17 protein-coding genes are annotated in these 24,552 nt (G+C 65.5%); 7 read left to right on the top strand and 10 right to left on the bottom strand.

Translation table 11 applies throughout. The features are described 5' to 3' along the window. Nucleotides 1-96: 96 nt before the first annotated feature. Entirely contained in the window at nucleotides 97-690 is a 594-nt protein-coding gene (locus CK489_RS34665) for a YdcF family protein (RefSeq protein WP_095735435.1), read from the bottom strand. A gap of 72 nt (nucleotides 691-762) precedes the next feature. Continuing rightward, nucleotides 763-1,389, bottom strand: a complete 627-nt coding sequence (locus CK489_RS34670; RefSeq protein ID WP_245350623.1) for a hypothetical protein — start codon at nucleotides 1,387-1,389, stop codon at nucleotides 763-765. 71 nt (nucleotides 1,390-1,460) lie between these two features. On the opposite strand from CK489_RS34670, the gene CK489_RS34675 reads away from it, so the two are divergent. After that, entirely contained in the window at nucleotides 1,461-1,895 is a 435-nt protein-coding gene (locus CK489_RS34675) for a hypothetical protein (RefSeq protein ID WP_050631073.1), read from the top strand. A gap of 82 nt (nucleotides 1,896-1,977) precedes the next feature. On the opposite strand, the gene CK489_RS34680 is transcribed toward CK489_RS34675, so the two are convergent. Next, nucleotides 1,978-3,777 (bottom strand): adenylate/guanylate cyclase domain-containing protein, encoded by a 1,800-nt coding sequence (locus CK489_RS34680; RefSeq protein ID WP_095735437.1) that lies wholly within the window; start codon nucleotides 3,775-3,777, stop codon nucleotides 1,978-1,980. A 413-nt stretch (nucleotides 3,778-4,190) separates the two neighbouring features. Next, nucleotides 4,191-5,123 carry a LysR substrate-binding domain-containing protein gene (locus tag CK489_RS34685; protein WP_158226535.1) on the bottom strand — a complete coding sequence of 311 codons (933 nt, stop codon included), beginning with the start codon at nucleotides 5,121-5,123 and terminating at the stop codon, nucleotides 4,191-4,193. A gap of 107 nt (nucleotides 5,124-5,230) precedes the next feature. On the opposite strand from CK489_RS34685, the gene CK489_RS34690 reads away from it, so the two are divergent. Then, on the top strand, nucleotides 5,231-6,673 hold the full coding sequence (locus CK489_RS34690; RefSeq protein WP_158226536.1) for an MFS transporter: 1,443 nt from the start codon (nucleotides 5,231-5,233) through the stop codon (nucleotides 6,671-6,673). A gap of 38 nt (nucleotides 6,674-6,711) precedes the next feature. On the opposite strand, the gene CK489_RS34695 is transcribed toward CK489_RS34690, so the two are convergent. Then, the gene (locus tag CK489_RS34695) at nucleotides 6,712-9,114 is read right to left on the bottom strand and encodes a bifunctional diguanylate cyclase/phosphodiesterase (protein ID WP_050631077.1); all 2,403 of its coding nucleotides are present in this window, start codon (nucleotides 9,112-9,114) and stop codon (nucleotides 6,712-6,714) included. A gap of 200 nt (nucleotides 9,115-9,314) precedes the next feature. Beyond that, nucleotides 9,315-10,733 (bottom strand): MFS transporter, encoded by a 1,419-nt coding sequence (locus CK489_RS34700; protein WP_095735740.1) that lies wholly within the window; start codon nucleotides 10,731-10,733, stop codon nucleotides 9,315-9,317. Between the two features lie 594 nt (nucleotides 10,734-11,327). Here CK489_RS34700 and CK489_RS34705 point away from each other — a divergent pair. Together CK489_RS34705 and CK489_RS34710 are read left to right on the top strand one after the other, a co-directional pair. After that, entirely contained in the window at nucleotides 11,328-12,404 is a 1,077-nt protein-coding gene (locus CK489_RS34705) for a lysylphosphatidylglycerol synthase transmembrane domain-containing protein (RefSeq protein WP_050631078.1), read from the top strand. 102 nt (nucleotides 12,405-12,506) lie between these two features. Continuing rightward, nucleotides 12,507-14,468 (top strand): SGNH/GDSL hydrolase family protein, encoded by a 1,962-nt coding sequence (locus CK489_RS34710; RefSeq protein WP_198961102.1) that lies wholly within the window; start codon nucleotides 12,507-12,509, stop codon nucleotides 14,466-14,468. A 62-nt stretch (nucleotides 14,469-14,530) separates the two neighbouring features. On the opposite strand, the gene CK489_RS34715 is transcribed toward CK489_RS34710, so the two are convergent. Further along, nucleotides 14,531-15,103 carry a DUF2147 domain-containing protein gene (locus CK489_RS34715; RefSeq protein ID WP_198961114.1) on the bottom strand — a complete coding sequence of 191 codons (573 nt, stop codon included), beginning with the start codon at nucleotides 15,101-15,103 and terminating at the stop codon, nucleotides 14,531-14,533. A 127-nt stretch (nucleotides 15,104-15,230) separates the two neighbouring features. Continuing rightward, the gene (locus CK489_RS34720) at nucleotides 15,231-16,259 is read right to left on the bottom strand and encodes an NAD(P)/FAD-dependent oxidoreductase (RefSeq protein WP_095735440.1); all 1,029 of its coding nucleotides are present in this window, start codon (nucleotides 16,257-16,259) and stop codon (nucleotides 15,231-15,233) included. A gap of 164 nt (nucleotides 16,260-16,423) precedes the next feature. Here CK489_RS34720 and CK489_RS34725 point away from each other — a divergent pair, with 164 nt between their 5' ends. Continuing rightward, complete coding sequence (locus CK489_RS34725; RefSeq protein ID WP_050631080.1) at nucleotides 16,424-16,885, top strand: acyl-CoA thioesterase; 462 nt, start codon at nucleotides 16,424-16,426, stop codon at nucleotides 16,883-16,885. A 6-nt stretch (nucleotides 16,886-16,891) separates the two neighbouring features. On the opposite strand, the gene CK489_RS34730 is transcribed toward CK489_RS34725, so the two are convergent. Beyond that, a complete protein-coding gene (locus CK489_RS34730) occupies nucleotides 16,892-17,212 on the bottom strand; it encodes a 2Fe-2S iron-sulfur cluster-binding protein (RefSeq protein WP_095735441.1) in 321 nt (106 codons plus the stop codon). A 162-nt stretch (nucleotides 17,213-17,374) separates the two neighbouring features. Then, entirely contained in the window at nucleotides 17,375-17,752 is a 378-nt protein-coding gene (locus CK489_RS34735) for an Hpt domain-containing protein (RefSeq protein WP_095735442.1), read from the bottom strand. Between the two features lie 379 nt (nucleotides 17,753-18,131). On the opposite strand from CK489_RS34735, the gene CK489_RS34740 reads away from it, so the two are divergent. Both CK489_RS34740 and CK489_RS34745 read left to right on the top strand, forming a co-directional pair. Further along, nucleotides 18,132-24,062, top strand: a complete 5,931-nt coding sequence (locus tag CK489_RS34740) for an apolipoprotein A-IV repeat region-like domain-containing protein (RefSeq protein WP_095735443.1) — start codon at nucleotides 18,132-18,134, stop codon at nucleotides 24,060-24,062. 103 nt (nucleotides 24,063-24,165) lie between these two features. After that, entirely contained in the window at nucleotides 24,166-24,525 is a 360-nt protein-coding gene (locus CK489_RS34745) for a hypothetical protein (protein WP_095735444.1), read from the top strand. The last annotated feature ends 27 nt before the right edge of the window (nucleotides 24,526-24,552 follow it).

A 24,552-nucleotide genomic window follows, 5' to 3' on the forward strand; every position in this document is an offset into this window, starting at 1 on the left:
GACACTCCAGCTGGAAGCAATTCAGACGGAATGTTACAGCGTGTTGCTTACAGCCCGCTGACAGTCCGGACCGGCGAGAACGTACAGATTTGCCGTTCAGGCAACCGGCCACTGCGCGATGAATCCCCGCGCCATGTACGGCTCGATCTTGTCCCATTCCGTCAGGACGCGGCGACGAAATTCGGGAACGGTGTGCCAGAGCGCACGCGGGACCGCAAAGCTGTCCACCGTCACCAGCATCTTCTCGACCTCCGGCCAGTGCCGATGCAGCGTCATGGGATAGCGCCGCGCGGTCCAGCTGTTGCCGAGACAGATCACGCTCCTGATATTGGCGAGCCCCAACGTCGCGTCGATCACCGGCAGCGAGAAGATCACGTTCTCGCCGGTGTTCTGCGCGCGATGCTCCTCCAGGATCCGCTCCGGCGGCACGCCGCCCGCGACCATTGCGGCCTTGATGACCTCGCATTCCGAGCGGCCATCGCCCGGCGTGATGCCGCCGCTCACGATCGACCAGCGCGCGAAGCCGTCGCGCCAGAGCCGGACCGCCGTGTCGACCCGCTCGGCGACATCGCCGCGGGTGCCGAACACGAACAGGAGATCGGCGGGCTTGAGCGGCGTCTCGATCAGGTGCCGGGCATTGATCGCGGCGATCTCGTCGTCGGACGGCATCCGCAAACTTCGATCGTCCATGCCCCTGCCCGCTCCGTTCGCGACACCACACGCCGACGATGCCGCGCGCGAGGCAGTGCACGAAGTCACGTTTCATTGCGCTTGATTGCGGTCCGGCTTGGGCAGCAGCGTCTCGGGCAATTGATCGAAGCTGTAGCGCCGCGGCCGGTTGCGGCTGACGAAGCCGCCGACCTGCCAGCTGAACAGCGCGGCGAAGCCAAGCAGGAACAGCGCGCCCGTCCAGTTGGATGTCATGAGCGCCATCACCAGCAGGCCGACCATCGCCACCGCAAGCCACGCCAGCACGGCCAGCGCCGCGATGTATGTCTTCGGCCCGAGACCTCCGGACAGCCTCGCCGTGCTGCCGGCCGCCTGCATCCGGCGATGCAGCTCGATGATGAAGTCACGATAGAGATGCCCCTGCGGCGCGACCAGCGTCGCGGTCTGCCAGGTGGTCGAGAGGATCGCGATCCGCCCGCCCTTGGCGTTGTCGATGTCGGCGCGAAACCGCTGCTGCTGCATCGACACTGGGCGATAGGACAGCTTCACGGCGGAAATGTCGTTGTAGTCCCACACCCCCGAGCGGCCGGCGATCCGCCACGCCAGCCCATCCTCGGTCAGCTCGAACTGGTGCGCCGAGCCGACCAACGAGGCCTTGTAGGCATAGCGCACGGCGGCGCCCTCGCCTGCCTCCGACCGCTGCTGCAACCTTGTTGGCAATCCGCCGTTCCACCTGTTCGGACACATCCGCGCGCTTGCATGGAGTGTCACGCCTATCCTACAAGCGAGTCATGCCCGAGACGACCTATTTTCCGCGTTACCTCATCCTCGGCGGCGCGATGATATCCGGCGTGCTGCTGGCGCTGGCCGTGCATATGCTCGGCGCGCGCTACGGGCTCGATCTCGGCGGGCTGTGGCGCTCCGATAGCCACGAATTCATGCCGGCAGGTGCAGCGATCGCCTGGTGGCTGATCGCGAGCGTCGGGTTCTCCGGCGGCTACTTCACCGCCAACCTGATGCACAGCGCGGTGGCCGGGCAGATTCCGCAGCGGATGCGCCAGTTCCTGATCGTCGTCGGCGTGCTGATGCTGGCCGGCGCCGGCCAGGCGGCCTCGGCTCCGAGCGCGGTGTCGACCATCTCCGCCGTGCTCGCCGGCCTCGCCGCCCTGTGCCTCGGCGCCGTGATGGCGTTTTGCGGTGCCTATTTTGCGCTGAGGAAGAACTAGCGCGTCTACTCGTAAACGTCCGGACCCCGAGGCAGATCGCTCCGCTTGGCCGCCACAGACGGCTTATGACCCGTCTCCGAGATCACCCCTCCGGCACCCCGGCTATGCGCATGCCCTCACAGAGGCGCTCTTGTCCAGAGAGATAAATAGGATTGTCGCTTATCTTGGCGGCGCGCAAGCGGCGGATCGTAAAGCCTGGGTTGAGCGCAAATCCCGCTTTCGCAGCAGTTCGCGCCTCATCGAGCGCGCCGAGCAAGCCCAAGGCAGCGGCGAGCGAGAAATGGGCGAGAGGATAAGTGGGGTTGGCCTCAATGCTTCGTCGCAGCCAACTGACAGCTTCGGCATCCGCACCGAGATGTAGCTTTGCCATGCCCACAAAACGCATCAATCGGTTGGCAACGAGATCGCGAGGGGACAGACGGAGAGCATCGAGTACATGGCCTTCAGTCTCGGTAGCACGACCCATATAGAATTTGGCTAAACCAATAACGCCATGAGCATAAGCCAAATTGCGATCAAGTGCTAATGCCTGCTCGCATTCGGTAATCCCTTGCGCGGCGCGGTTTGTGTTGATGTAGATGAGTGCCAGTGTCAGGCGGGCCGCGGCAATGCTGGGAGCTAGTGAACGTGCCTTGATCGCGTTCGCTTCGGCCGCCGAAAGAAGCGCGGCTCGTTCGTCCGTTAGCAGGTCGGCTCCCATTGTCAGATCGACGTTTGCCATGCCGATCAACGCCCAAGCCGCTCCGACCCCTTGGGGATCGATCACCAAAGCACGTTCAAAAAAGCCGCGCGCCCTGGCCAAGTCCTCAAGCGTCGGCCCGCTGTACAAGCAGGCAGTACCCTGAAAGAACAGGTCTAGTGCGTCGGGATGCCGCAAGCGCTCCGCTTTTCGTGCCTCGACTACAACGAGTTGGGCACCGAACGAGTTGGCGAGCCTCGATACGATTTCGTCCTGCATATCGAAGAGATCGGCGACAGGTTTTTCGAAGCGCTCGGCCCAAAGATGTTTGCGGCTTTCGGCATCGATGAGATGCACGTTCACTCGAAGCCGCTTGCCAATGCGCTGCATGGAACCTCCAAGCACGTACCGGACGTTCAACTCGCGGCCGACTTGCTGTACGTCGATTGCTTTGCCCTTGTATGAGAACGCGCTGTTTCGGGCGATTACGAACAAGCCAGCGATACGCGACAAGTCCGTTGTCAAGTTCTCGGTTACACCATCGACGAAGTAATCTTGTTCGGGATCGCCGCTGAGGTTGGCGAACGGCAGTACAACGATGGAAACACGAGGCGGTGAAAGTACGCTCGATCCCGTGCCCTGACACCGTGTCGTTGGGTTGGGTTCATCCCAGATCACGGCATAGGCTCGAACCGGACGGTCGATGTTTTTTAGGTTCTGCTCGCCCAGATCGGCGATCTTGCCTCCAACCTTGCCTTGGACTTGCTCGTAAACAGCAGAGGAGATGCAGATCCCGCCGGGCACAGCAATGCCCTCAAGCCGTGCCGCGATATTGACGCCATCGCCAAAGATGTCGTGAGGCTCGACGAGCACGTCACCAATGTTGACGCCCACGCGAAAAGCGATGCGCCTGTCTTCCGGGTCGCCGATCGTAAGTTCGTGGACCCGGGCTTGGAACTTCATCGCAGCCCGAACCGCTTCGACCGCGCTCGAAAACTCCACCAGGAACCCGTCGCCGGTGTTCTTCACGATGCGGCCACCGTGTTCCGCAATTGCGGGCTCGACGCCGTCAGCGAGGAGCCTCATGAGCTTGGCGTGCGTAGCCTCCTCGTCATTGTGCATGAGCCGCGAATAACTCGCCACGTCAGCCGCCAATATCGCCGTCAACCTGCGCTGGACCCGCATTGACCGCTCCTGCAGCATAGTCGCAATCCAACCAGTTACTTTACTACAACAAGTTGAAAGGATTGCCCATCCGCTACGTCGCCTATTGGCCCCAAGGCCGACATGCCGCCATCTCGGTTTCAATGTCGCCTTTCGAGTGCAAAGCGGACCCCTACCAATTTGCGAACAACGCCGAGCCAAGTGGACGCCGGTTCGCGTCAAGAAACCGCGTCCGACAAGAATCAAGTCAGGCGACCGATCGCTCCGGCATCCGGTGCAACATCTGGCGACGTCAGCCGCCGGCCGCGGCGGGCTGAACAGATAGCCCTGCGCCTGGGTTCAGCCTTCCTGACGCAGCAGGTCGAACTAGGTATCGGTCTCGACGCCCTCGGCCGCGCCAAGGCGACCAAATTCTGCAGCACAGCCAAATGACGCGATGTGCCAAGAACGGACTATGCAGCCGACATGTTCTTCACGGTCGCCTCGGCTTGCTCAGCGAGCCAATTCACGAACAATTCGACGCTGCGATCGCCGATCAAATGAGCCGGCCACTGCGCAACCTGAATTTTCGTGCACTCGACGATGGGGTAATTCGCGAGTGCGGACACGAGGCGTCCAGAAGACACCGCATCCGCGACAAGAAGTGAGCGCCCAAGGGTCACACCGGCTCCCTCGGTCGCAGCCGACATGCACATTCCGATGTCGTCCAGTGTCACGCTGCCGGCGGCAGCACCCGATTTCGGCAAACCCAGACGCCTGAACCAGGTAGGCCATCCCCAGTCGCCGGTCCCATTGTCGCCCTTGTGAATGAGCGGCAAAGCCAGCAGGCCGTTGGGGTCCTTCAAGGGACGCCGTTGAGGCAACAAGTGCGGCGCACAGACGGGAAAGATCCGCTCCCAAAACAACGGCAATTGAGTCGACGTCCGCCGTGCGTCATCGATGGCGTTCCAGACAATTCGCACGTCGAGCGGACGCTTTGAGCTTTCGCCAGTCTCCAATGGCTTGAGATCGACGTTGATGGACGGATGTCGCGACGCAAAGTCCGGCAGCCGGCGCACCAGCCACCACGTGGCCAGCGCCGAGCTTGCGCCGACACGTAACGTCGCGCGATTCGGGCGCCGCCGCACCTGGGCATCCAGTGCACCAAGCGCGTCGAGTGCTGCTGCAAGCTCTTGCCTGAGCCGCGCGCCGGCAGGTGTTATCCCGATCCCTGGATTCTGCCGCTGCAGCAGTGCTACCCCGAAGTGGTCCTCCAGTTTTCGAATCTGATGGCTGACCGCACTCTGCGTGACGCCCAACTCGGCCGCGGCGCGGGTGAACGAGCCATGGCGGGTGACAGCGTCGAACGCGACGAGGGGCGCGAAAGGTGGCAAGCGGCGTGGCATTTCGATTTCCTCAAGCCATGATACAGATTCATGGGCTTTTGAGGAACCATCATTCGACCGAAGCCTGTCGCTCGGCCATCCATGCTCCATGGAGGCCGGAAACGACCATGCTCGACAAACCTCGGCAGAACGATGATGAAACACCGAGCGCCAGTCGGCCTGCCAACGATGGCCATCGCGCCGATCTCATGTCCCGGGAAACGGCGACGCTGGTTGCAGCGTGCTTGAGCGGCTTTCTGTTTCAAGTCGACCTGACGGCCTTGGCGGCTGCTTTACCCGACATCGGCCGCGACCTCGGTGCCGCTTCCGCACGAGCGGCCTGGACCATCGACATCTACAGCCTTGCCTTGATCTTCTGTTTGCCGATCGCAGGCAGCCTTGCCGACAGATACGGACGCGTTCGAATGTTCACTTGGGGCGCGGGGCTGTTTGGCCTGGCGTCCCTGCTGTGCGCATGCGCGAGCACGCTCGACGTTTTGCTGACATTCCGTGCATTGCAGGGTATCGCCGGTGCCTGCATCACCAGCACCTCGTCCGCCCTCCTGGCTGGTGCCTACGAGGGACCTCGGCGCGCGCGGGCGTTTGGACTTTGGGGCACCATCGTCGGAGCCTCGATGGTCGCCGGCCCGCCGCTCGGATCGTTGCTGGCTGATACGATCGGGTGGCGTTGGATCTTCTGGATCAACTTGCCGCTTTGCGTAGTGCTGGTTTCCCTGGCGCAATGCAAGATCGGCAACGGCCTCGACCGGCAGCACTCGAACGCCAAGGTAGACTGGCTCGGTGCTGGCCTTCTCGCGATCACGTCGGCGGCGCTCGCGTTCATGTTGCTGGAATCACCCCTGCTTGGCGGCATCGCGTCGGCGACGTGCCTGACAGGCCTCGCCGCTTCGGGGATTGCGCTGCTCGTGTTCGTTTGGTTGGAACAGCGACACCCCAACCCCGCCTTCGATCCCAAGCTGTTCGGATCGCGACAGTTCATCGCAATGTGCCTCGTCCCGATCGCGGGATCGATCGGATTCTGGTCCCTGCTCGTCTACGTGCCGCAATTGGCGCGCGGACCATTGGGGCTCAATCCGCTCGAGGCGGGCTGGCTCCTGGTCGCGCTCACATTGCCGATGATGGTGTTGCCGCGCTATGGAGCGGCCTTGACGACCCGCATCCCGTCACGGTCGTTCTTCTGTGGCGGTCTCGCGCTGATCGGGATGGCTGACGTGGCACTCGGTGCGATCTCCGGCGCAAATCGGGGGCCGGGCACGCTGGCAATGACGGTCATCGCGCTGCTCGTCAGCGGGTCAGGTTGTGCGGTGATCAACGCTCAGATCACTGCCGCCGCCGTGTCGGTCGTTCCAAGCGATCGTGCCGCGACCGCATCGGCCATTTGCGTCACCATGCGCCAAATCGGCTTCAGCTTCGGGATCGCACTTTTGGGCGCGGCCCTGCAACGCAGTTCGAATGGCGACTATCTCGCCGCGTTCATCGTTGCAGGCGCATCGACCCTTGCCCTGACGACCATCGTCTATTGGCTTATGGACGGGAAGCAGGCCGCATAGCAGCGAGTGATCGACGCGGTAAGCGGACTCCGGTTCAATCAGGCAACCGACCGTTCCGGCATCCGGTGCAACATCTTGGCGACGTCGGCCGCCGGCCGCGGCGGGCTGAACAGATAGCCCTGCGCCTGGGTGCAGCCTTCCTGGCGCAGCAGGTCGAACTGGGTATCGGTCTCGACGCCCTCCGCCGTGGTGACGATGCCGAGGCTCTTGCCGAGACCGGTGACCGCGCGCACGATCGCCATCGAGTCCTCGCGCGTCGCCAGATCCGTCACGAACGAACGGTCGATCTTGATCTTGTCGAACGGGAAGCTGCGCAGATAGCTCAGCGACGAATAGCCGGTGCCGAAATCGTCGAGCGAGATGCGGACGCCGAAACCGCGCAGCTCGTGCAGCACCGTGAGCGTCGCCTCGCTGTTCTGCAGCAGCACCGATTCGGTGATCTCGAGCTCGAGCCGATCCGGCGACAGGCCCGACGCATCCAGCGCCGCCCTCACCGACGACACCAGGTTCGGATTCTTGAACTGCACCGGAGACAGGTTGACGGCAACCGCGATATCCGCGGGCCATCTTGCGGCCTCCGCGCAAGCCTTGCGCAGCACGATCTCGCCGAGCGGGACGATCAGTCCGGTTTCCTCGGCGACTGGGATGAAGTTGTTGGGCGCGATCAGCCCGCGCAGGCTGTGATTCCAGCGGGCCAGCGCCTCGAAGGCGACCACCCGATCGCCCTCGACGTCGCGGATCGGCTGGTAATAGACCTCGAACTCGTCGTGCTCGAGCGCAAGCCGCAAGTCACGCTCCAGCAGCCTGCGCGCCTGCGCGCGCGCATCCATCCCGGTCTCGAAGAACCGGTAGGTGCCGCGTCCGTCGGCCTTGGCGCGGTACAGGGCGAGATCGGCCTTTTGCAGCAGCTCGTCGGGATCCTTGCCGTCCTCGGGTGCGAGCGAGATGCCGATGCTGACGCCGATCACGAGCTGGTGGCCTTCGATCTCGTAGGGCGCGGCGATCCGCTCGACCACGACGCTTGCCAGCGACGACACCACGGACGGTTCGCAATTGCTGCAGAACTGCACGATGGCGAATTCGTCACCGCCGAGCCGTGCCACGGTGTCGTGCTCGGTCACGCATTCGCCGAGCCGGCGCGCGACCTCGCGGAGCAGCGCGTCGCCGATCGGATGTCCGAGCGTGTCGTTGATCTCCTTGAAATGATCGAGATCGAGGCAGAGCACCGCGAGCTGGTCGGAGCGCTTGGCGAGCCGCGAGGCCTTCTCGAGCTGCTCGCGGAACAGCGTGCGGTTCGGCAGGTTGGTCAGCGCGTCATGCCGCGCCATATGTGAAATCTGTTCCTGGGCCTGCTGCCATTCGGTGATGTCTTCGAAAGTCGCAACCCAGCCGCCGCCCTTCATCGGCTGGTCGACGACACGGATCGCGCGCTCGTTGCGGCTGATGATCCGCGTTCCGCTGTTGCCGGCCTTCGCCTCGGCGATCAGGGCCTCGCAGAGCTCTTCGGGATCGCCATCCCACTCGCCGACGGAATGCAGGTCCTGCAGGACGTCGATCAGCAAACGCCCCTGCAACGGCACCCGACTGCGGCCCATCATCTCGCTGTAGCGCTCGTTGAACAGCATGATCCGGCCATCGGCATCGAACATGCAGAGGCCCTGCGACATGTTCTCGAGCGCGGTGTCCAGCACCACCTTCTGCTTGTGGAGCTCGGTCTTGGCGCGGCGATCGAGGATGGAGGCGATCAGCGACAGCCCGAGGATCGCGAAGGCGGCAACCGCGGTCATGAACGAGAGCACGCGCGGCGAGACCGAAAGCCCATCGGGAACGATGGTCGGATCCGGAAAGAGCGTCACGGCGCCCATCGCGGTGAAATGATGCGAGACGATGGCAACGGTCAGAAGACCGGTCGCGGCCGCGGTGATGCCAAGACGTTCACCGCGGGTGGCGACGACCAGCGCGAGCGCGCCGAACAGGCTTCCGAATGCGATCGAGGCGAACACGATGCCGGGCGACCAGACGACGCGCGCCGGCAATTCCAGCCCCAGCATGCCGGTGTAGTGCATCGCCGCGACACCGACTCCGACGATGGCGCCACCGGCGGCGACCGTCGGCCAGCGTTCGTTGAGCGTTGCGACGGCGAGCCCGATGGCCAGGATCGCAACCGCGAGCACCAGCGAGAGCAGCGTGATCGGAATGTTGTAGCCGGCCTCGATGCCGGGATCGTACGCCAGCATGGCGACGAAATGGGTGGCCCAGATACCGCAACCGCCGACGGCCGCGTCGAGGCCGATCCAGATCTCACGGGCGCGGCCCTGTGCGGCGCGAGCCCGGTGAAACAGGCTGATCGCGACGGCGCTGGCGAGCAGGCAGATCACCCCACCGAGGACGACCAACCGCCAGTCATGTTCCAAGGTGAGACAGGTGAATACGCGATACATATAGGCCCCCGTTATGGACCCATAAGAACAAGCGTATTCGTGTACGAACGGTAACCGCACCGCAGCAAGGTTCCACGGATGGTGAAGAAGCCTTGAATGCGCACGATACCGTCGAGGAAAACCGCACTCCTCCCACGCAATTCGATCTCATCGCAGCCTCGGCCACCGATGGGCGGCCGCGCGTCAGGAGCTGGCTTCACTCACCGCCGCGCTTGTGATGAGGCACCGATCCAGACCAGCGCGGCGGCAGCAAGCAAGACGCCGGCGGAGATCACGAGGGCCGCGTGCAGGCCGGCGATGAAGGCCGCGGAGCGGCCGACCATCGAGCCGAACAGCGCGACGCCGAGCACGCTGCCGGTCTGGCGGGTCGCATTCAGCACCCCGGCCGCGATTCCGGCGTGCTGCGGCTCGGCGCTGCCGAGCAGCGTCGAGGTCAAAGGCGGCACCAGCAGGCCGAGGCCGCCGCTGATCGCGAGCAGTTGCAGGCAGATCGCGCGATAGCCGGTGCCTGGACCGATCAACAGCATCGCCAGGCATCCGGCGGCCGAGATCGCGGCGCCGAGCGCGATCGCCGACGGCGCGCCGATCCGCTCCGCGACATGCGGCGCGATCAGGTTGGCGGGCAGCACTGCGCCGAGCATCGGCACGAATGCGAGGCCGGTTGCAAACGCCGACAATCCGTTGACCTGCTGGAAGTACAGGCTGAGCACGAAGATCAGCCCGTAGAATGCGACGTTGACCAGCAGGCCGACCATCGAGGTCAGCGCGAACATCCGGTGGCTGAACAGCGAGAGCGGCAGCATCGGCTGCGCGGCGCGCGCCTCGCGCCAGACGAACAGCACAGAGAACACGGCGGCCAGCGCGAAGCCTGCGACCACGAACGGGCTGCTCCAGCCAAGCGCGCCGCCTTCGATCAGCGCGCCGGCCAGCGTGCCGAGCGCGGCGATCGCTGCAATTTGCCCGGGCAGATCGAGCCTGTGCTGCTGATGGCGGGTGGTTTCGCCGGCAAAGCGCCAGGCGAGCCACAACCCGGCGAGGCCGATCGGCAGGTTGACCAGGAAGATCGCGCGCCAGCCGACCAGCGTGATCAGCGCGCCGCCGACGAACGGGCCGGCGGTCAATGCAAGGCTCGCGCCTGCGGCCCAGACGCCGACCGCGCGTCCGCGCGCCGTCTCGTCCGCATAGGCGTGGCGGAGCAGCGCCAGCGAGTTCGGCACCAGGATCGCTGCGGCCAGTCCCTGCACGCAGCGCGCGGCGATCAACGTCACGGCGTCGGGCGCGACGGCGCAGGCGAGCGATGAAGCGGTGAAGATGGCAAAGCCGGCCATGAAGATGCGCTTGGCGCCGATCCGGTCGCCGAGCGCACCGGCGGTCAGGATGAAGGCGGCAAACGCGATGGTGTAGGCGCTGACCACCCATTGCAGTTCGGCAACGCCGCCGCCGAGCGAGCCGCCGATGGCGTTGAGCGCCGTGTTGACGATGGTGACGTCGAGCTGCACGACGCCGTAACCGAGACTCATGGCAGCGAGCGTCAACGTCGCCGCCAGCCCGGCCGTCCGCCGATGCGGTGCCGCGCGCCGGTCCGGCACGCGCCGGACGTTCGGGGATGTCTGTTGCATGGTCTTGACCTCGCTCTTCGCGACCAATGCCAGAGGTAGGTCTTCGTTTCACAGTAACACTTCGCTACTGATCGAAGTATGACATCGCCAGGTTGCGCGGGCCGTGCGGCCGCAGCGATCTTGCGCGGCGTTTTGCCTCAATAGACCTACGGACCGCCCCCCAGGGCGCCTCATTCCCGCCCAAACGGTGATCCACAGCCCGTCACGCGCATGCACGCATCGACTTCACGCTTTGGTAAACGCCGCGGCCGCCTTCAATGTCCCCATGCTGATGCATACCGTCTATTCGCTTCGCTCCGACAGCCCCGCGGCGATAGCAAAAATCGGCAAAAAGCGCGACAAAACCGGCTGAAACGCCGGAACATGCACCTGGTCCGCGGCCGCAGCGGACATGGCCGCGACTCACATTCCGCAGAGCGAGAACATATGTAGGGCGTATGACAATGACGCTGGACGGGAGCCGAACCTTGGCTTGTCAAGGGCTGCACAACGCATCGGTTTTGCCTTATGGGTCATCGCGTACGGTGCGTTTGCCCGTCACCCGTCGCCATTCGTGACCGGGTCCCACTGAAATTGTCCCTGCCGGGAGGATGAATGCTTCGGCTGCTGACCGCGCTTAGGCGTGGCTTCAAGGAAACGATCGGCTGGAAACGGCTCGGGATCGCCGCGAGTGTGTTGATCATCGCGTTCGCGATCACGACGCTGGTCCACACCCTGAAGGGCGTCGATACCGGCATCATCCTCACCGCGCTGACCGACATCGCGCCGCACCGGATCGCGCTCGCTGCGCTCTGCGTGGTCGGAGCGTTCTGCACCCTCACCTTCTATGACTTCTTCGCGCTGCGCACGATCGGCAAGACCCACGTCCCCTACCGTATTGCAGCGCTATCGAGCTTCACCAGCTACACGATCGGCCACAACATCGGCGCCACCGTCTTTACCGGCGGCGCGATCCGCTTCCGGATCTATTCCGACTACGGCCTCTCCGCGATCGACGTCGCCAAGATCTGCTTTCTGTCGGGGCTGACCTTCTGGCTCGGCAATCTGTTCGTGCTCGGGTTCGGCATGGCCTGGCACCCGGCGGCCGCATCGGCGATGGATCTGCTGCCGCCGGCGATGAACCGTCTGATCGCGCTCGGCTGCCTTGCCGGCATCGGCGCCTATTTCGTCTGGCTCTTGACCGGCGACAAGCGCCGCGAGCTCGGCCAGAACGGCTGGAAGGTGGTGCTGCCCTCGGCCAAGCTGACGCTGCTGCAGATCATCATCGGCGTGGTCGATCTCGGCTTCTGCGCGCTCGCGATGTACCTCCTGATGCCGACCGAGCCGCATATCGACTTCGTCTCGCTGGCGGTGGTGTTCATCCTGGCGACGCTGCTCGGCTTCGCAAGCCACGCTCCGGGCTCGATCGGCGTGTTCGACGCCGCGATGCTGGTGGCGCTGCCCGAGTTCAGCAAGGAGCAATTGCTGGCGACGCTGGTGGTGTTCCGGATCCTCTATTTCCTGATCCCGTTCGGGATCTCGATCTCGATCATGGGCATGCGCGAGCTGTGGCTCAACGTGGTGCGGCCATGGCAGGAACGAAAGAGATTAAGCCAAGCCTGCACGGCTTCGGCGACCGTGCGGCAACCGATCGAAAGCCGGCAGCAGCAGATCAGGCGGCTGAGACGGTAACAGCGACGTTATCAGCCCCTCGGTCCCGGTTTCGATCCCGGATTTTTGGTCCCTGCTGCCGCTTCTCTTATTTTCGCCGTACCACTCGCGTCAAACCGCGCCATGATTGGCTTTTTGGTTCGATTTTCGTTTCGTGTGACGGTCTGCAGCGTGCTGCTCGGCAGCGCGCTTGCCGCGGTATTGGTTCCGACGGCCGCGCAGGCGCAGGATGACCAGCTCTCGATCTCCTGGGAGGTCCGCAACCGCTTCCGCCTGTTCCGGGAGGAGCGCGACTTCCGCCTGCATGTCGAAAGCGGGCTCGGCCGCAGCGTGCTGGCTTCGGAACAGGCGCTGGAACTGCAAAGCGACGGCCGCGGCTGGGCGCGCAACACGGTGAACCGGCTCTGCATCGACTTGCAGGGCCGCGTCAGCGAGCCCTGCACCCGCGACAACGTCAAGGAAAGCTACCTGACGCCGATCGATCATCCGATCACCGTACGGCTCACCGGCCCGGTTCCGGTCGGGGCGACCTGCGCCTGGTCGTTCGACGACGGCGACGGGCCGCAATCCCAAACCTTCGATTGCGCCGAGCCGGTCAATCTGCGCGTCCGCTACGGCCGCACCACGGTCGCGACCGTCGAGGTCGCGAGCGGCTCGGACGCCAACCAGCGCGTGACGACGCAGATCGCGGTACGCGACCTGCTGATCGCGGGCCTCGGCGACAGCATCGCGTCCGGCGAAGGCAATCCCGATCGCGCGATTGCACTCTCCGACGACGGATTCTGTTTCCGCTCCTATCTCGGCGGAGCGCAATATTACCGGCCGAGCCGCGCCGGCTTCAAAGGCGGGCGCGCCTGCGAAGCACCGGACACCCTGACGAACTGGCAGCGCCATAGCGCGCTGTGGCTCAACTCGGCATGCCATCGTTCGCTGTACAGCTACCAGACCCGCACCGCGCTTGCGCTCGCCGTGCAATATCCGCACATCGCGGTGACCTACCTGCCGCTGGCCTGCACCGGCGCGACCATCGCCGACGGGCTGCTCGGCTCGCAGCAGGCGCGCGAGTGCCTGCCGACGAAGACCGCCAACACCTGCTCGGGTACCGTCAACGGCCAGATCGCCGAGTTGCGCGCGGCACTCGCAGCGGCCAAGCGCCGGCAGCCCGACCGCGCGCTCGATCTCGTGCTCCTGTCGATCGGCGCCAACGACATCTACTTCTCCGGCCTCGTCGCCAACGTGATCGTCGACACGCCGACCGAACGCGCGCTGTTCAGCCAGGGCGGCTCGATGGCCAGCGTCGACGATGCGCGTTCGGCGCTGGCGCGCGACCTGCCGGCCGATTTCGCCAAGCTGCGCGATGCGCTGAAGCCGCTGCTCGGCGGCGACCTGTCGCGCGTGATCTACACCGCCTATGCCAATCCGGCGCTGGCCAATGGCGGCGCGCCCTGCCCCGGCGGCCGCGCCGGCTTCGAGATCCATCCTTCGTTCAACGCCGATCCCAAGCGGCTCGCTTCGGTCTCGAGCTTCGTGCAGAACGAGTTCCTGCCGCAGCTCAAGGCGATCGCGCAGTGCCAGTCCGGCATCATCTGCCGCAATCCGCAGGCCGACCGCATGACCTTCGTCGATGCGCATCAGGACGCGTTCGCAAGCCACGGCTTCTGCGCGCGCGCCTCGACCGATCCGGAATTCGACCGCGACTGCTTCGCCGCCAACGGCGACAGCTTCGTCTCCGACATCGTCGCCGCGGCGAGCCAGCCGCTGAAATGCGGCCGCAGCGCCGGCGAATACCGCGCCTATTTGCCTCGTGCGCGCTGGATCCGCGACGCCAATGACAGCTATTTCGCGGCGATGACCTACCCGCAGGGCCTGCCGTCCTCGATGCAGCCAACCGACATCCACGACGCGACATGGGGCATCCTGTCGGCGGTGTATGGCGGCGCGGTGCATCCCAGCGCCGAAGGTCATGCGGCGATGGCCGATGCGGCGGTGCCCGCGGCCGCCACCGTGCTGCAATTGAACACCGCGGTGCCCGAGGTGCTGTCCGAGCCGGTCGCACCATTGCCGACCGCGCCGGAGCAGCGCTGAACGCGCGCGCCGCACGAGGGTGAACGCGCGCGCACCTGATCCGGATCGGAGCGTGAAACGTCCTAGTGCCGCTTCGTCGCAGGCAACGGCGCAGGCGCCGGCGGCTTCACCGCAGCGGCTTGCGCCGGCAGATATTTGGCGACGATCGCGGGATCGAGCTGCGCCAGCGCGGTGTCGGGCAGCCGGGTCCAGACCTCGTCCTTGCCGAACAGCGAGATGCCGAGATAGCCGCGCATGGTCAGCGTCTGCCCGTCGGCGCTCAGCGTCATCTTGGCCTTGTAGATCTTGCCGTTGCGCGGATCGAGCACGTTGCCGCCTTCATAGGCGAGCCCGTTGCGCTTCATGTCGCGGATCAGCGGAATGCCGAGCCACGGCATGTCTTTGCGATCGTCGGTGCATTTCGAGCAGACCGGATTGGGCGGATCGCCGGGCGATGCAAACATCCTTGCGATCATGCCTTCGAACAGGCCGTTGCGCTCGATCACCAGGAACCAGCCTTCGGGCTTGCCGTCCTCGATCTTCTGCCAGAGGCCGGCCGCCGACGGCTCGGCCGCGGCCGCCGCAAGCGGAGCAGCCAGCGCAAAGGCCGCTGCGAGCGCCAAGATCAGCCGAAGTCTGGATAGCGTGTTCCGCATCATCATCACCTGATCAATCGACAAACTCGACTACGCGCAGACTACGGCCATTTGACGGAGCCTTCCAGTGCCCGCGCCGCGCGGGACATGGCCCATGCCCCCGGCATTGGTCGCTGCCGGAGCGGAATCAGTTCACGCCAAGCTTCTTCTGCAAACTTGATGACGAGGTTGTGTACTGGAACACCAGTCGCTTGTCCGGATACACGTAGCGGTGCGCCTTCTGCGCCATCAGCGCGCCCTCGTGGAAGCCGGAGAGAATGAGCTTCAGCTTGCCCGGATAGGTGTTGATGTCGCCGATCGCGAAGATGCCTGAAACGTTGGTCTCGAACGCCGCGGTGTCGACCGGCACCAGGTTGTTCTCCAGCGCCACGCCCCAGTTCGCGACCGGACCGAGCTTCATGGTGAGCCCGAAGAACGGCAGCATCGTATCGCAGGCGATCGTCGACATCGCGTTGTCGTTGCCCTTCAGGGCGGCGCCCGAGAGCTGACCGTTGGCGCCCTCGAGCCCGGTGACCTGGCCGATCCTGAGATCCATCTTGCCGTCGGCAACCAGCGTACGCATCTGCTCGACGCTGTGCGGCGCGGCGCGGAAATCGTCGCGCCGATGCAGCAGCGTGATGCGCTTGGCGATCGGATGCAGATTGAGCGTCCAGTCGAGCGCGGAGTCGCCGCCGCCGACGATCAGGATGTTCTTGTCGCGGAACTGCTCCATCTTGCGCACGGCGTAAAACACCGAGGTGCCTTCATAGGCCTCGATGCCCGGCACCGGCGGACGCTTGGGCTGGAACGAGCCGCCGCCCGCGGAGACCACCACGACCTTGGCTTCGAACTCCTTGCCGGCATCGGTCTTCACGCGGAACAGGGGATCGCCGATCTTCTCGATGCTCTCCACCATCTCGTTGAGATGGAAGGTCGGGTTGAACGGCTTGATCTGCTCCAGCAGCTGATCGGTGAGGCCCTGGCCGGTGACGAAGGGAATGCCGGGAATGTCGTAGATCGGCTTCTCGGGATAAAGCTCGGCACACTGCCCGCCGATCTTGTCGAGGATGTCGACCAGATGCACCTTCATGTCGAGCAGGCCCAGTTCGAACACGGCGAACAGTCCGCAGGGGCCCGCGCCAATAATCAGCACATCGGTTTTGATCGCTTCGCTCATATCCGCTTCTTTTCAAGTTGAGATTGGCGGGGCGGCTTGCGCCTGCCCAGCCAAGTATGGCCGGATCGGGACATGCATAATAGGGGTAGAGGCTGCCGCGGCAACCCCTTGCAGAGCCTTCGTAACTCGGCTGTATGGACAGAAACTGACGGAGATCAATTCTCGTGAACGCCCCTGTCCGCGTGGATGACACGCCGCGCCTGGAAGATTTCCCCTATCGGCTGTCCGACAATGTGCGGTTTGCCGATCTCGACCCCAACGGCCACGTCAACAACGCCGTCTATGCAAGCTATTTTGAGACCGGCCGCGTCACGCTGGTGAAGGATCGCAGCATGGGGCTGATGCCGGCGGGACTCGGCTGGATCATGGTGCGCCTCGACATCCACTTCCGCGCCGAACTGCACTGGCCGGGCCAGATCGAGCTCGGGCTTGGTCTCGTCAAGTTCGGACGGACATCGACCACCTTCGATCAGGTGGTGTTTTCGGAAGGGCGATGCGTGGCGTCGGCGAAGGCGGTCACTGTGATGATCGATGAGGCCACGCGCAGGCCGACGCCGCTGCCGGCGGAGGTCAAGGAGAACTTCCGCCGCTGGATCCGTCGCGGGGTGAATCCGGACGGCGAGTAACGGAGCTCAGGCCTGCCGTTCGGGCGTCGATACGACCAGTCCGTCGAGGTCGTCGCTCACCTTGATCTGGCAGGACAGCCGCGAATTCGGACGCACGTCGAAGCCGAAATCCAGCATGTCCTCTTCCATCGGCGACGGCGCGCCGACCTTCTCGCGCCAGGCTTCATCGACATAGACATGGCAGGTCGCACAGGCGCAGGCGCCGCCGCATTCGGCCTCAATACCGGGAATGGCGTTGCGGATCGCGCCTTCCATCACCGTCGCGCCGTTCTCGATCTCAACTGTGCGTTTCTCGCCGGTATGGTCGATAAAGTGGATTTTGGCCATGATTGCTCGTGCTGCCGGAATGCGCCGGACGATGGATGGAAAGGTCCCGGGCAGTCGTATAACGGGTCGATCCGCGCAGCGCCAGCGCGGAGACCGAAAACCTGCCGGCGGGGAAAGGACGGCGCCTGCGCCGTGGCGGCAGGCCGAGGGGATGCCGGAGGCCTAGGATCGGCCGAGAATCAGCTCGATCGCGGTACGCGCCTCGGCAATCGCGGCCCCGAGCGCCGCGAGCGGTTGGGCCGGATCGGAGCCACCGGTCAGCGCGGTTTCCAGGTTGGCGGCAGCCTCGGCGACGCCGAAGGCGCCGATCGCCCGCGCCGATCCCTTCAGGGTGTGGGCATGGGTCGGTGCCTCCTGCGGCAGGGCAGCCAGCTCGCCAAGGATCCGGGCCGACTGGGTGGAGAACATCGCCAGCACTTCCCGTTCCAGGGCAAGATCGCCCAGCGTCATGCGCCGGAGGTGATCGACGTCGATCGGCCCGTCGCCGGGCGCGAGCGGCGGCGATTGCGTCCATTCAACCCGTTCGAGATGAAGCGGCATGGCCTGTCCCTGTCGTCTCTGCCGGGTCTTCCCCGGCGGACCATCGGCGAGCCAATCACGAAACTGGTTAACGAATTGTTGTCGGGATGATCGGCAAAACCGCCCGATTCTGGACAATTTCCGGACACAATCGACCCTCTGCGGCAGGAATTTCGAGTACCCATAAGGCCTTATGGCGCAAAGCTGTTAACGATGATTAAGAAAGTATTAATCGCAAGCATTTCATTCGCATCACTCTCCCCATAGGATGTTTGCGGATGTAGCGGACAAGCCGCCGAGGGGGCGCTTGCGCTCCGCTTGTGGGCACCGGCTTCGAGCTTGCGTGGGGACGATCGCAGGCTCGCCGACGCGTAAAATAGTGAGAGGGCTCAGACTGAACATGGCGAACACTCCCAAGAAGGTCAAAGATCCCACCGAAGTCGCGCTTTCTGCCATCCAGGAAGCCCTCAACATCAGCGAACAGGGCGCCGAAAGCCGCGGTGCTCTCAACGAAGGCGCGGCGCCGCCCAGCCTGCCGCCGTCAGCTTCGGATTTTTCCGCCACATCGTTCGATCAGCGTCCGAACACCGACCGCTCGGCGTTCGAGCCGATCGAGGAACCGCGCGCTCCGCGCCGCGCCGCCAACGATGATCGCGAGACCATCGGCCAGATGCTGCAGACGCTGCAGGGAGGGCGTACCCGCAACGCCTTCACGCTGTTCTTCGTCTGCTCCGGCGCCTGGCTGCTCGGCGGCGTCATCCTCACCGTCGCGTTCTGGCCTGCGCTGCAGGCGTCGATGGCCCAGGGCACCGGCGTGCTGGTGCTCGCCGGCCTCGCCGCGCTGTTCGCCGTTCCGATTCTGCTGTTCTACTACCTCGCCAGCCTCGCCTCGCACGGCCAACGCATGCAGATGATCGCGCAATCGATGGCGCAGGTCGCGATGCGATTCTCCGAGCCGGAAAACGCCGCCGCCGATTCCATGGTGACGGTCGGCCAGGCGATCCGCCGCGAAGTCGCGGCGATGGGCGACGGCGTCGAGCGCGCGATTGCGCGTGCCGGCGAGCTCGAGACCCTCGTCGCCAACGAGGTGGCGGCGCTCGAACGCGCCTATTCCGACAATGAAGTGCGCATCCGCGCGCTGCTGCAGGACATCGCCCACCAGCGCGACAATCTGGTCGGCCAGGCCGAGCAGGTGCGCAGCGCCATCTCCGGCGTGCAGATCGACCTGCGCCACGACATCGCGCTGATCTCCGACGCGATCGCCTCGCGCGTCGACGAGGTCGCCAAGAGCATCACCGGCGCGCTGGAAGAGCGCGGCCAGCACATCACGACCGCGCTGAGCCATGCTGGCGACAACATGATCCTCGCGCTCGGCGAGCGCGGCGGCGACCTGCTCGATCGCCTCGAGGAAGCCAGCGCCGAGACCACGCGCGCGGTGATGGACGCCTCCGAGCGGCTCACCACCAGCCTCAACTTCAAGACCGGCCACGTCCATGACGAGTTCGTCGATCTGGCCGACCGCGTCCACGAGATGCTGAACGAGCGCGTCGACCGCATCACTGGCGAGTTCGAGCAACGTTCGTCCGCCATCGTCGACGGCATCTCCGACCGCACCGAGGAGGTCCACGACTCGCTGAAGAACTCCGCCGACTCGCTGCTGCTCGAGCTCGAGCTGCGCAGCAACGACCTCGTCAGCAAGATCGACGACGCAGGCAACCGCCTCGCCGGCCAGATCATGACGTCCGGCGACCGGGCGAGCGAAGCGCTCGACGTCACCGTCAATTCGCTGGTCGCCAAGGTGGTGGGCCAGACCGAGACGGCGCACGACTCGCTGTCGCTGCAGATGAGCGCGTTCGACGACCTGGTGAAGAACCACGGCAGCGAGCTCGCCGAGAAGTTCGCCCGCGACTCCGGCACGCTCGGCGCGCTGATCACCCGCCACATCTCGGAATTCGACCGCACGGTGAAGACCTTCGGCGGCGACATCGTCGAGCGCATGGGCCAGCGGACCCAGGACATCGCCGACAGCCTGAAGACCTATGTCGACACCTTCGACAATCGCGTGACCACCAACAGCGGCGAGATCACCGCCTCGCTCGACCAGCGCCTGCTGCAGTTCGAGACCACGCTCGGCAGCCGCGTCTCCACGCTCGATGCCTCGCTGACCGACAAGCTGTCCTCGTTCGACTCTTCGCTCGCCAGCAAGATCGGCTCATTCGACGGCCGCCTGCAGTCGCTGGATGACGCGATCGACGGCCGCATGAAAACGCTCGAGGTCACCTTCGAGAGCCGCGCCAAGTCGGTCACCGACACCATCGACGGCCACCTCGGCACGCTCGCGACGCAGCTGACCGAAGGCGCCACCCAGGCGATCCACTCGATCGACTCGCGTCTCGGCCTGCTCACCACGACCCTGACCGAGGGCACCGTGCAGGCGATCGCCGCGGTCGATCACCGCATCAACGGCGTCACCGAGACGATCGACGGCCACAGCATCCGCCTCGTCGACACCATCAACGGCCACAGCACCCGCCTCGCCGACACCATCAACGGTCACAATAACCGCCTCGTCGAGACCATCAGTGGCCACAGCTCGAACCTGACCGACACGATCTCGGCGCGCTTCGCCGACATCCAGCAGGGCATCGAGAGCAGCGTCGGCGTCATCGCCGGTGACATCGATACCCGCGTCGCCCAGTTCGAGGACCTGCTCGGCTCGCGCGTCGAGGCCGTCGCCGGCCGCATCGAGAGCAGCGGCCGCCAGGCCAGCGAGGACCTGATGTCCCGCGCCGAGCTGCTGTCGTCGAGCATCAAGTCGCACGTCGAGGATGCCGAGCGCTCGCTGACCAACCTCGTGGTCAACACCAGCGAAACCATCCAGACCGGCGCGCGCACCGCGCAGCAGGCCCTGCTCACCGTGTCCGCCGATGTCGGCAACCAGCTCAAGCTGAGCTCGGTCGAGGTCGAGGGCGTGCTGACTGCGGTCGGCACCAGCGCCGCCAACTCGATCCTCACCAGCGCCCGCGATGCCCAGGTCTCGCTGGTCTCCGCCTCCGGCGACGTTGCGTCGCAGATCAAGGCGCTGTCCGAGGACGTCGAACGCACCCTGCAGGCGGCCGGCAGCGCCACCGCAGCCTCCGTGCTGTCGGGCGCCCGCGACGCGCAGACCACGCTGGTCAGCGCTTCGGTCGAGGCCGCAAGCCAGGTCAAGTCGCTGGCCGCCGATGTCGAGGCATCGCTGTCGATGTCCGGCTCTGCCGCCGCCGAAGCGATCATGACCGGTGCCCGCGAGGCCCAGACCACGCTGATCTCGACCTCGACCGACGTCACCGGTCAGGTGAAGTCGCTCGCCAGCGACGTCGAGCGCTCGCTGTCGATGGCCGGCTCCGCCACCGCGGAAGCCGTCGTCGCCTCCGCCCGCGAGGCCCAGAGCACGCTGGCCGGTGCATCCACCGAAGCCGCCAACCTGGTCCGCGCGCTCGCGGCCGACATGCAGCACTCGCTCTCGACCGCCGGCACCGCCACCGCGGAATCCATCGTCGCCTCCGCCCGCGAGGCGCAGAACACGCTGGCCGGTGCGTCGACCGACGCCACCAACCTGGTCCGCACGCTGTCGGCCGACATCGAGCGTTCGCTGTCGATGGCCGGCTCCGCCACCGCGGAAGCCGTCGTCGCCTCCGCGCGCGAAGCCCAGAGCACGCTGGCCGGTGCATCCACCGAGGCCGCCGATCTGGTCCGCACCCTCGCGGCCGACATGGAGCGCTCGCTGTCGATGGCCGGCTCCGCCACCGCGGAATCGATCACATCGGGTGCGCGTGAAGCGCAGAGCACGCTGGTCAATGCGTCGACCGACGCAGCGAGCAAGGTGTCGTCGCTTGCCGCCGACATCCAGCGCGCGCTGTCGATGGCCGGTTCCGGCACCATCGAGGTGCTGACGGCCGGCGCTCGCGAGGCGCAGAACACCCTCGTCACCGCGTCGACCGATGCCGCCAACCACGTCAAGTCGCTGGCAGCCGATGTCGAGCGCACCCTGACGTCGGTCGGCACCAACACCGCCCAGTCGATCCTCGGCAGTGCCCGCGATGCCCAGAACTCGTTCGTCACAACGTCGAGCGAGGCTGCAGCCCAGATCCGCACGATCTCCGTCGAGATCGAGCGCTCGCTGACCACCGCCAGCGCCGAGACCGCGCAGACCATCCTGGGCAGCGCCCGCGAAGCCCAGAGCTCGTTTGCGGCGACCTCCGCCGATGCCGCCGCGCAGATCCGCACGCTCTCGACCGATATCGAGCGCGCGCTGGGCTCGGTCACGGCCAAGACCACCGACAATATCCAGACGTCTGCGCAGAACGCACAGGCCGCACTGATCACCATGTCCAACGAGGTCTCGACCAAGGTCAAGACGACCTCCGCCGACATCGAGCGTTCGGTACTGTCCGCAACCAGCGCGTTCGGCTCGGCGATGACCGGCAAGACCGACGAGATCGTCACCTATGTGCAGCAGCAGGCCGAGCGTCTGTCGCAGATGGTCGACGGCCGCCGCGGCTCGCTGGTCGAGGCGTTAACCGCCAAGACCACGCAACTGTCGGCCGACATGGATCGCGCCACGGCAGACGCGCTGAAGGCGATCGAAACCCGTGGCCTCGCCTTCTCGCAGTCGATGTCGGCGCATGGCGGCGATGTCGCGCGCAACATCACCTCGGCCGGCGATCAGGCGACCGGCGCGGTGGCGAAGTCGCTCAAGGAGCTCGAGCAGGCCTCGCGCGCGGCGATCGACCAGTCGCGCCAGGTCTCGATCTCGGCCGTCACCGAGATGCAGGAGACCAGCAAGATCCTGCGCACCGATACGGTGGCGCTGTTCGAGCGGCTGCGCGAGGGCAACATCCTGCTGCAGGAGGTGTTGACCGGCGCCCACGACAACCTCAACTCGCTGGAGCGCGCACTGGTGACCCGCGTGGCCGACTTCGTGTCCGCCATGAACGACGTCACCTCGCGCAACGGCGTGGCGACCCAGACGCTGGAAGACCAGCTCACGGTGTTCAACAGCAAGACCGGCAAGGCGCTGGAAGATCTCGGCGCGCTGTCGAGCCAGTTCGAGACCCATGGCAAGGCGCTGATCGAGGCGGCTGCCGTGGTCGAGCAGGCCAACCGCTCCACGACGGCTTCCGTCAGCGAGCGCAAGTCGGCGCTCGAAGCGCTGGTCACCACCATCGACCTGCGCACCACCGATCTCGACCAGCGGCTGTCGCGCTTCACCGGGTTGCTCGATGAATCGCTCGGCGCGGCCGAGGAACGCGCCCGCGACATCGCGCGCGTGGTGGCGGAGACCGCAGGCGCGGGTTCGGCTGCGATCAGCCGGCAGTTCGAGGCGGTGCGCCAGGCGGCCGAGAACGAGCGTCAGCAGACCGTCGACGCCATGAACGAGCTCTACCAGCAGAGCAACGCCGAGACCGATGCGATGTTCAAGGAATCGACGGAGAAGTTCTCCGCGATGGTCACGGCGATGAAGCAGATGGCGAGCGAGATGCACAGCGAGCTCGAGGCCACCCGCAACGAGCTGCGCCGCGGCGTGCTCGAGATGCCGCAGGAGGCTGCCGAAAACACCGCGCAGATGCGCAAGGTGATCGTCGACCAGATCGAGGCGCTCGCCGAGCTGAACCGCATCGTCGCCCATCACGGCCGCGGGCTCGACGTGGTCTCGACCACCCGCGCCAGCGTGCGCCACGAGGAGCCGGTGATGGCTGCTGCCGGCGGCCGTGCCGACGTGCGGATGCGGGACAGCATCCGTGACAACGGCAACAGCGCCTCGACGCTGCCGCCGCCCGATCTCGGCATGGCGGCCTCGCGTCGCACCGAGGCCCCCTCGGTCAGCCCGGCCGGCCCCAACAACGCCGACGGCTGGCTGTCCGACCTGCTCAACCGCAGCGACGCACCGCCGCCCGCCCCGCAGGGCCGCGACGCCCAGCAGCGCCCGCGTCCGCAGCAGCAGCCGGCCGCCAATCCGCTGGAGTCGCTGTCGCTCGACATCGGCCGGCTGATGGACCGCACCCTGGCGGCCGAGATGTGGGATCGCTACCAGCGCGGCGAGAACAAGGCGTTCTCCAAGCGCCTCTACACGCCGGCCGGCCAGAAGGCGTTCGACGAAGTGGCCCGCAAGTACCGCGCCGACCGCGGCTTCAAGCAGACGGTCGACCGCTACATCGCAGAGTTCGAGCGCCTGCTCGACGAAGTCGCCCGCGAAGGCCGCGGCCAGCAGGAGCTGGCTGGCCACCTCACCTCGGAGACCGGGCTGGTCTACACCCTGCTCGCGCACGCCGCGGGACGGCTGGGGTAAGCGCCCGACGATCGTGACACCGGAAACGGAGGCAGCAATGCCTCCGTTTTGCTTTTGACCGATGCAGGGATAAATTGCCCGAGAACGAGCTGAGAGGCCTCGGATGCTGCTCGCAGGCTGGTACTCCGTCGTTGCGCTGACGGTGCTGCAGACAATCGGGTTCGCCGCGGTTGCGACGGCGGATCAGATCCAGCCGTCCAAGATCCGGACCATCAAAATAACGGAAGACGCCAAGCCCGCACCCGATGCGCATGTCGTTCAAACGGCGCCGGTCAGGCCTGCCTCCGATGAGCCCCACAATGCGTCCAATAAATGGTCGGGCACGCCGGGCCTCGTCAGTGCCACATCCAATCCCCACCGCATTCGCAGCTTGACGATCCGCTCGGAGCACCCGGACGCGGATCCCCGCTATCGCCGCTTCGCTCCTGAAGCACTGGAGCCAACTCAGGCCGCGCCACAATAGAAGTGCGAGGGTCGTCGAAACCGAGCA

Source organism: Bradyrhizobium sp. UFLA03-84 (genome assembly GCF_002289535.1).
In the GTDB taxonomy this organism is placed as follows: Bacteria; Pseudomonadota; Alphaproteobacteria; order Rhizobiales; family Xanthobacteraceae; genus Bradyrhizobium; species Bradyrhizobium viridifuturi.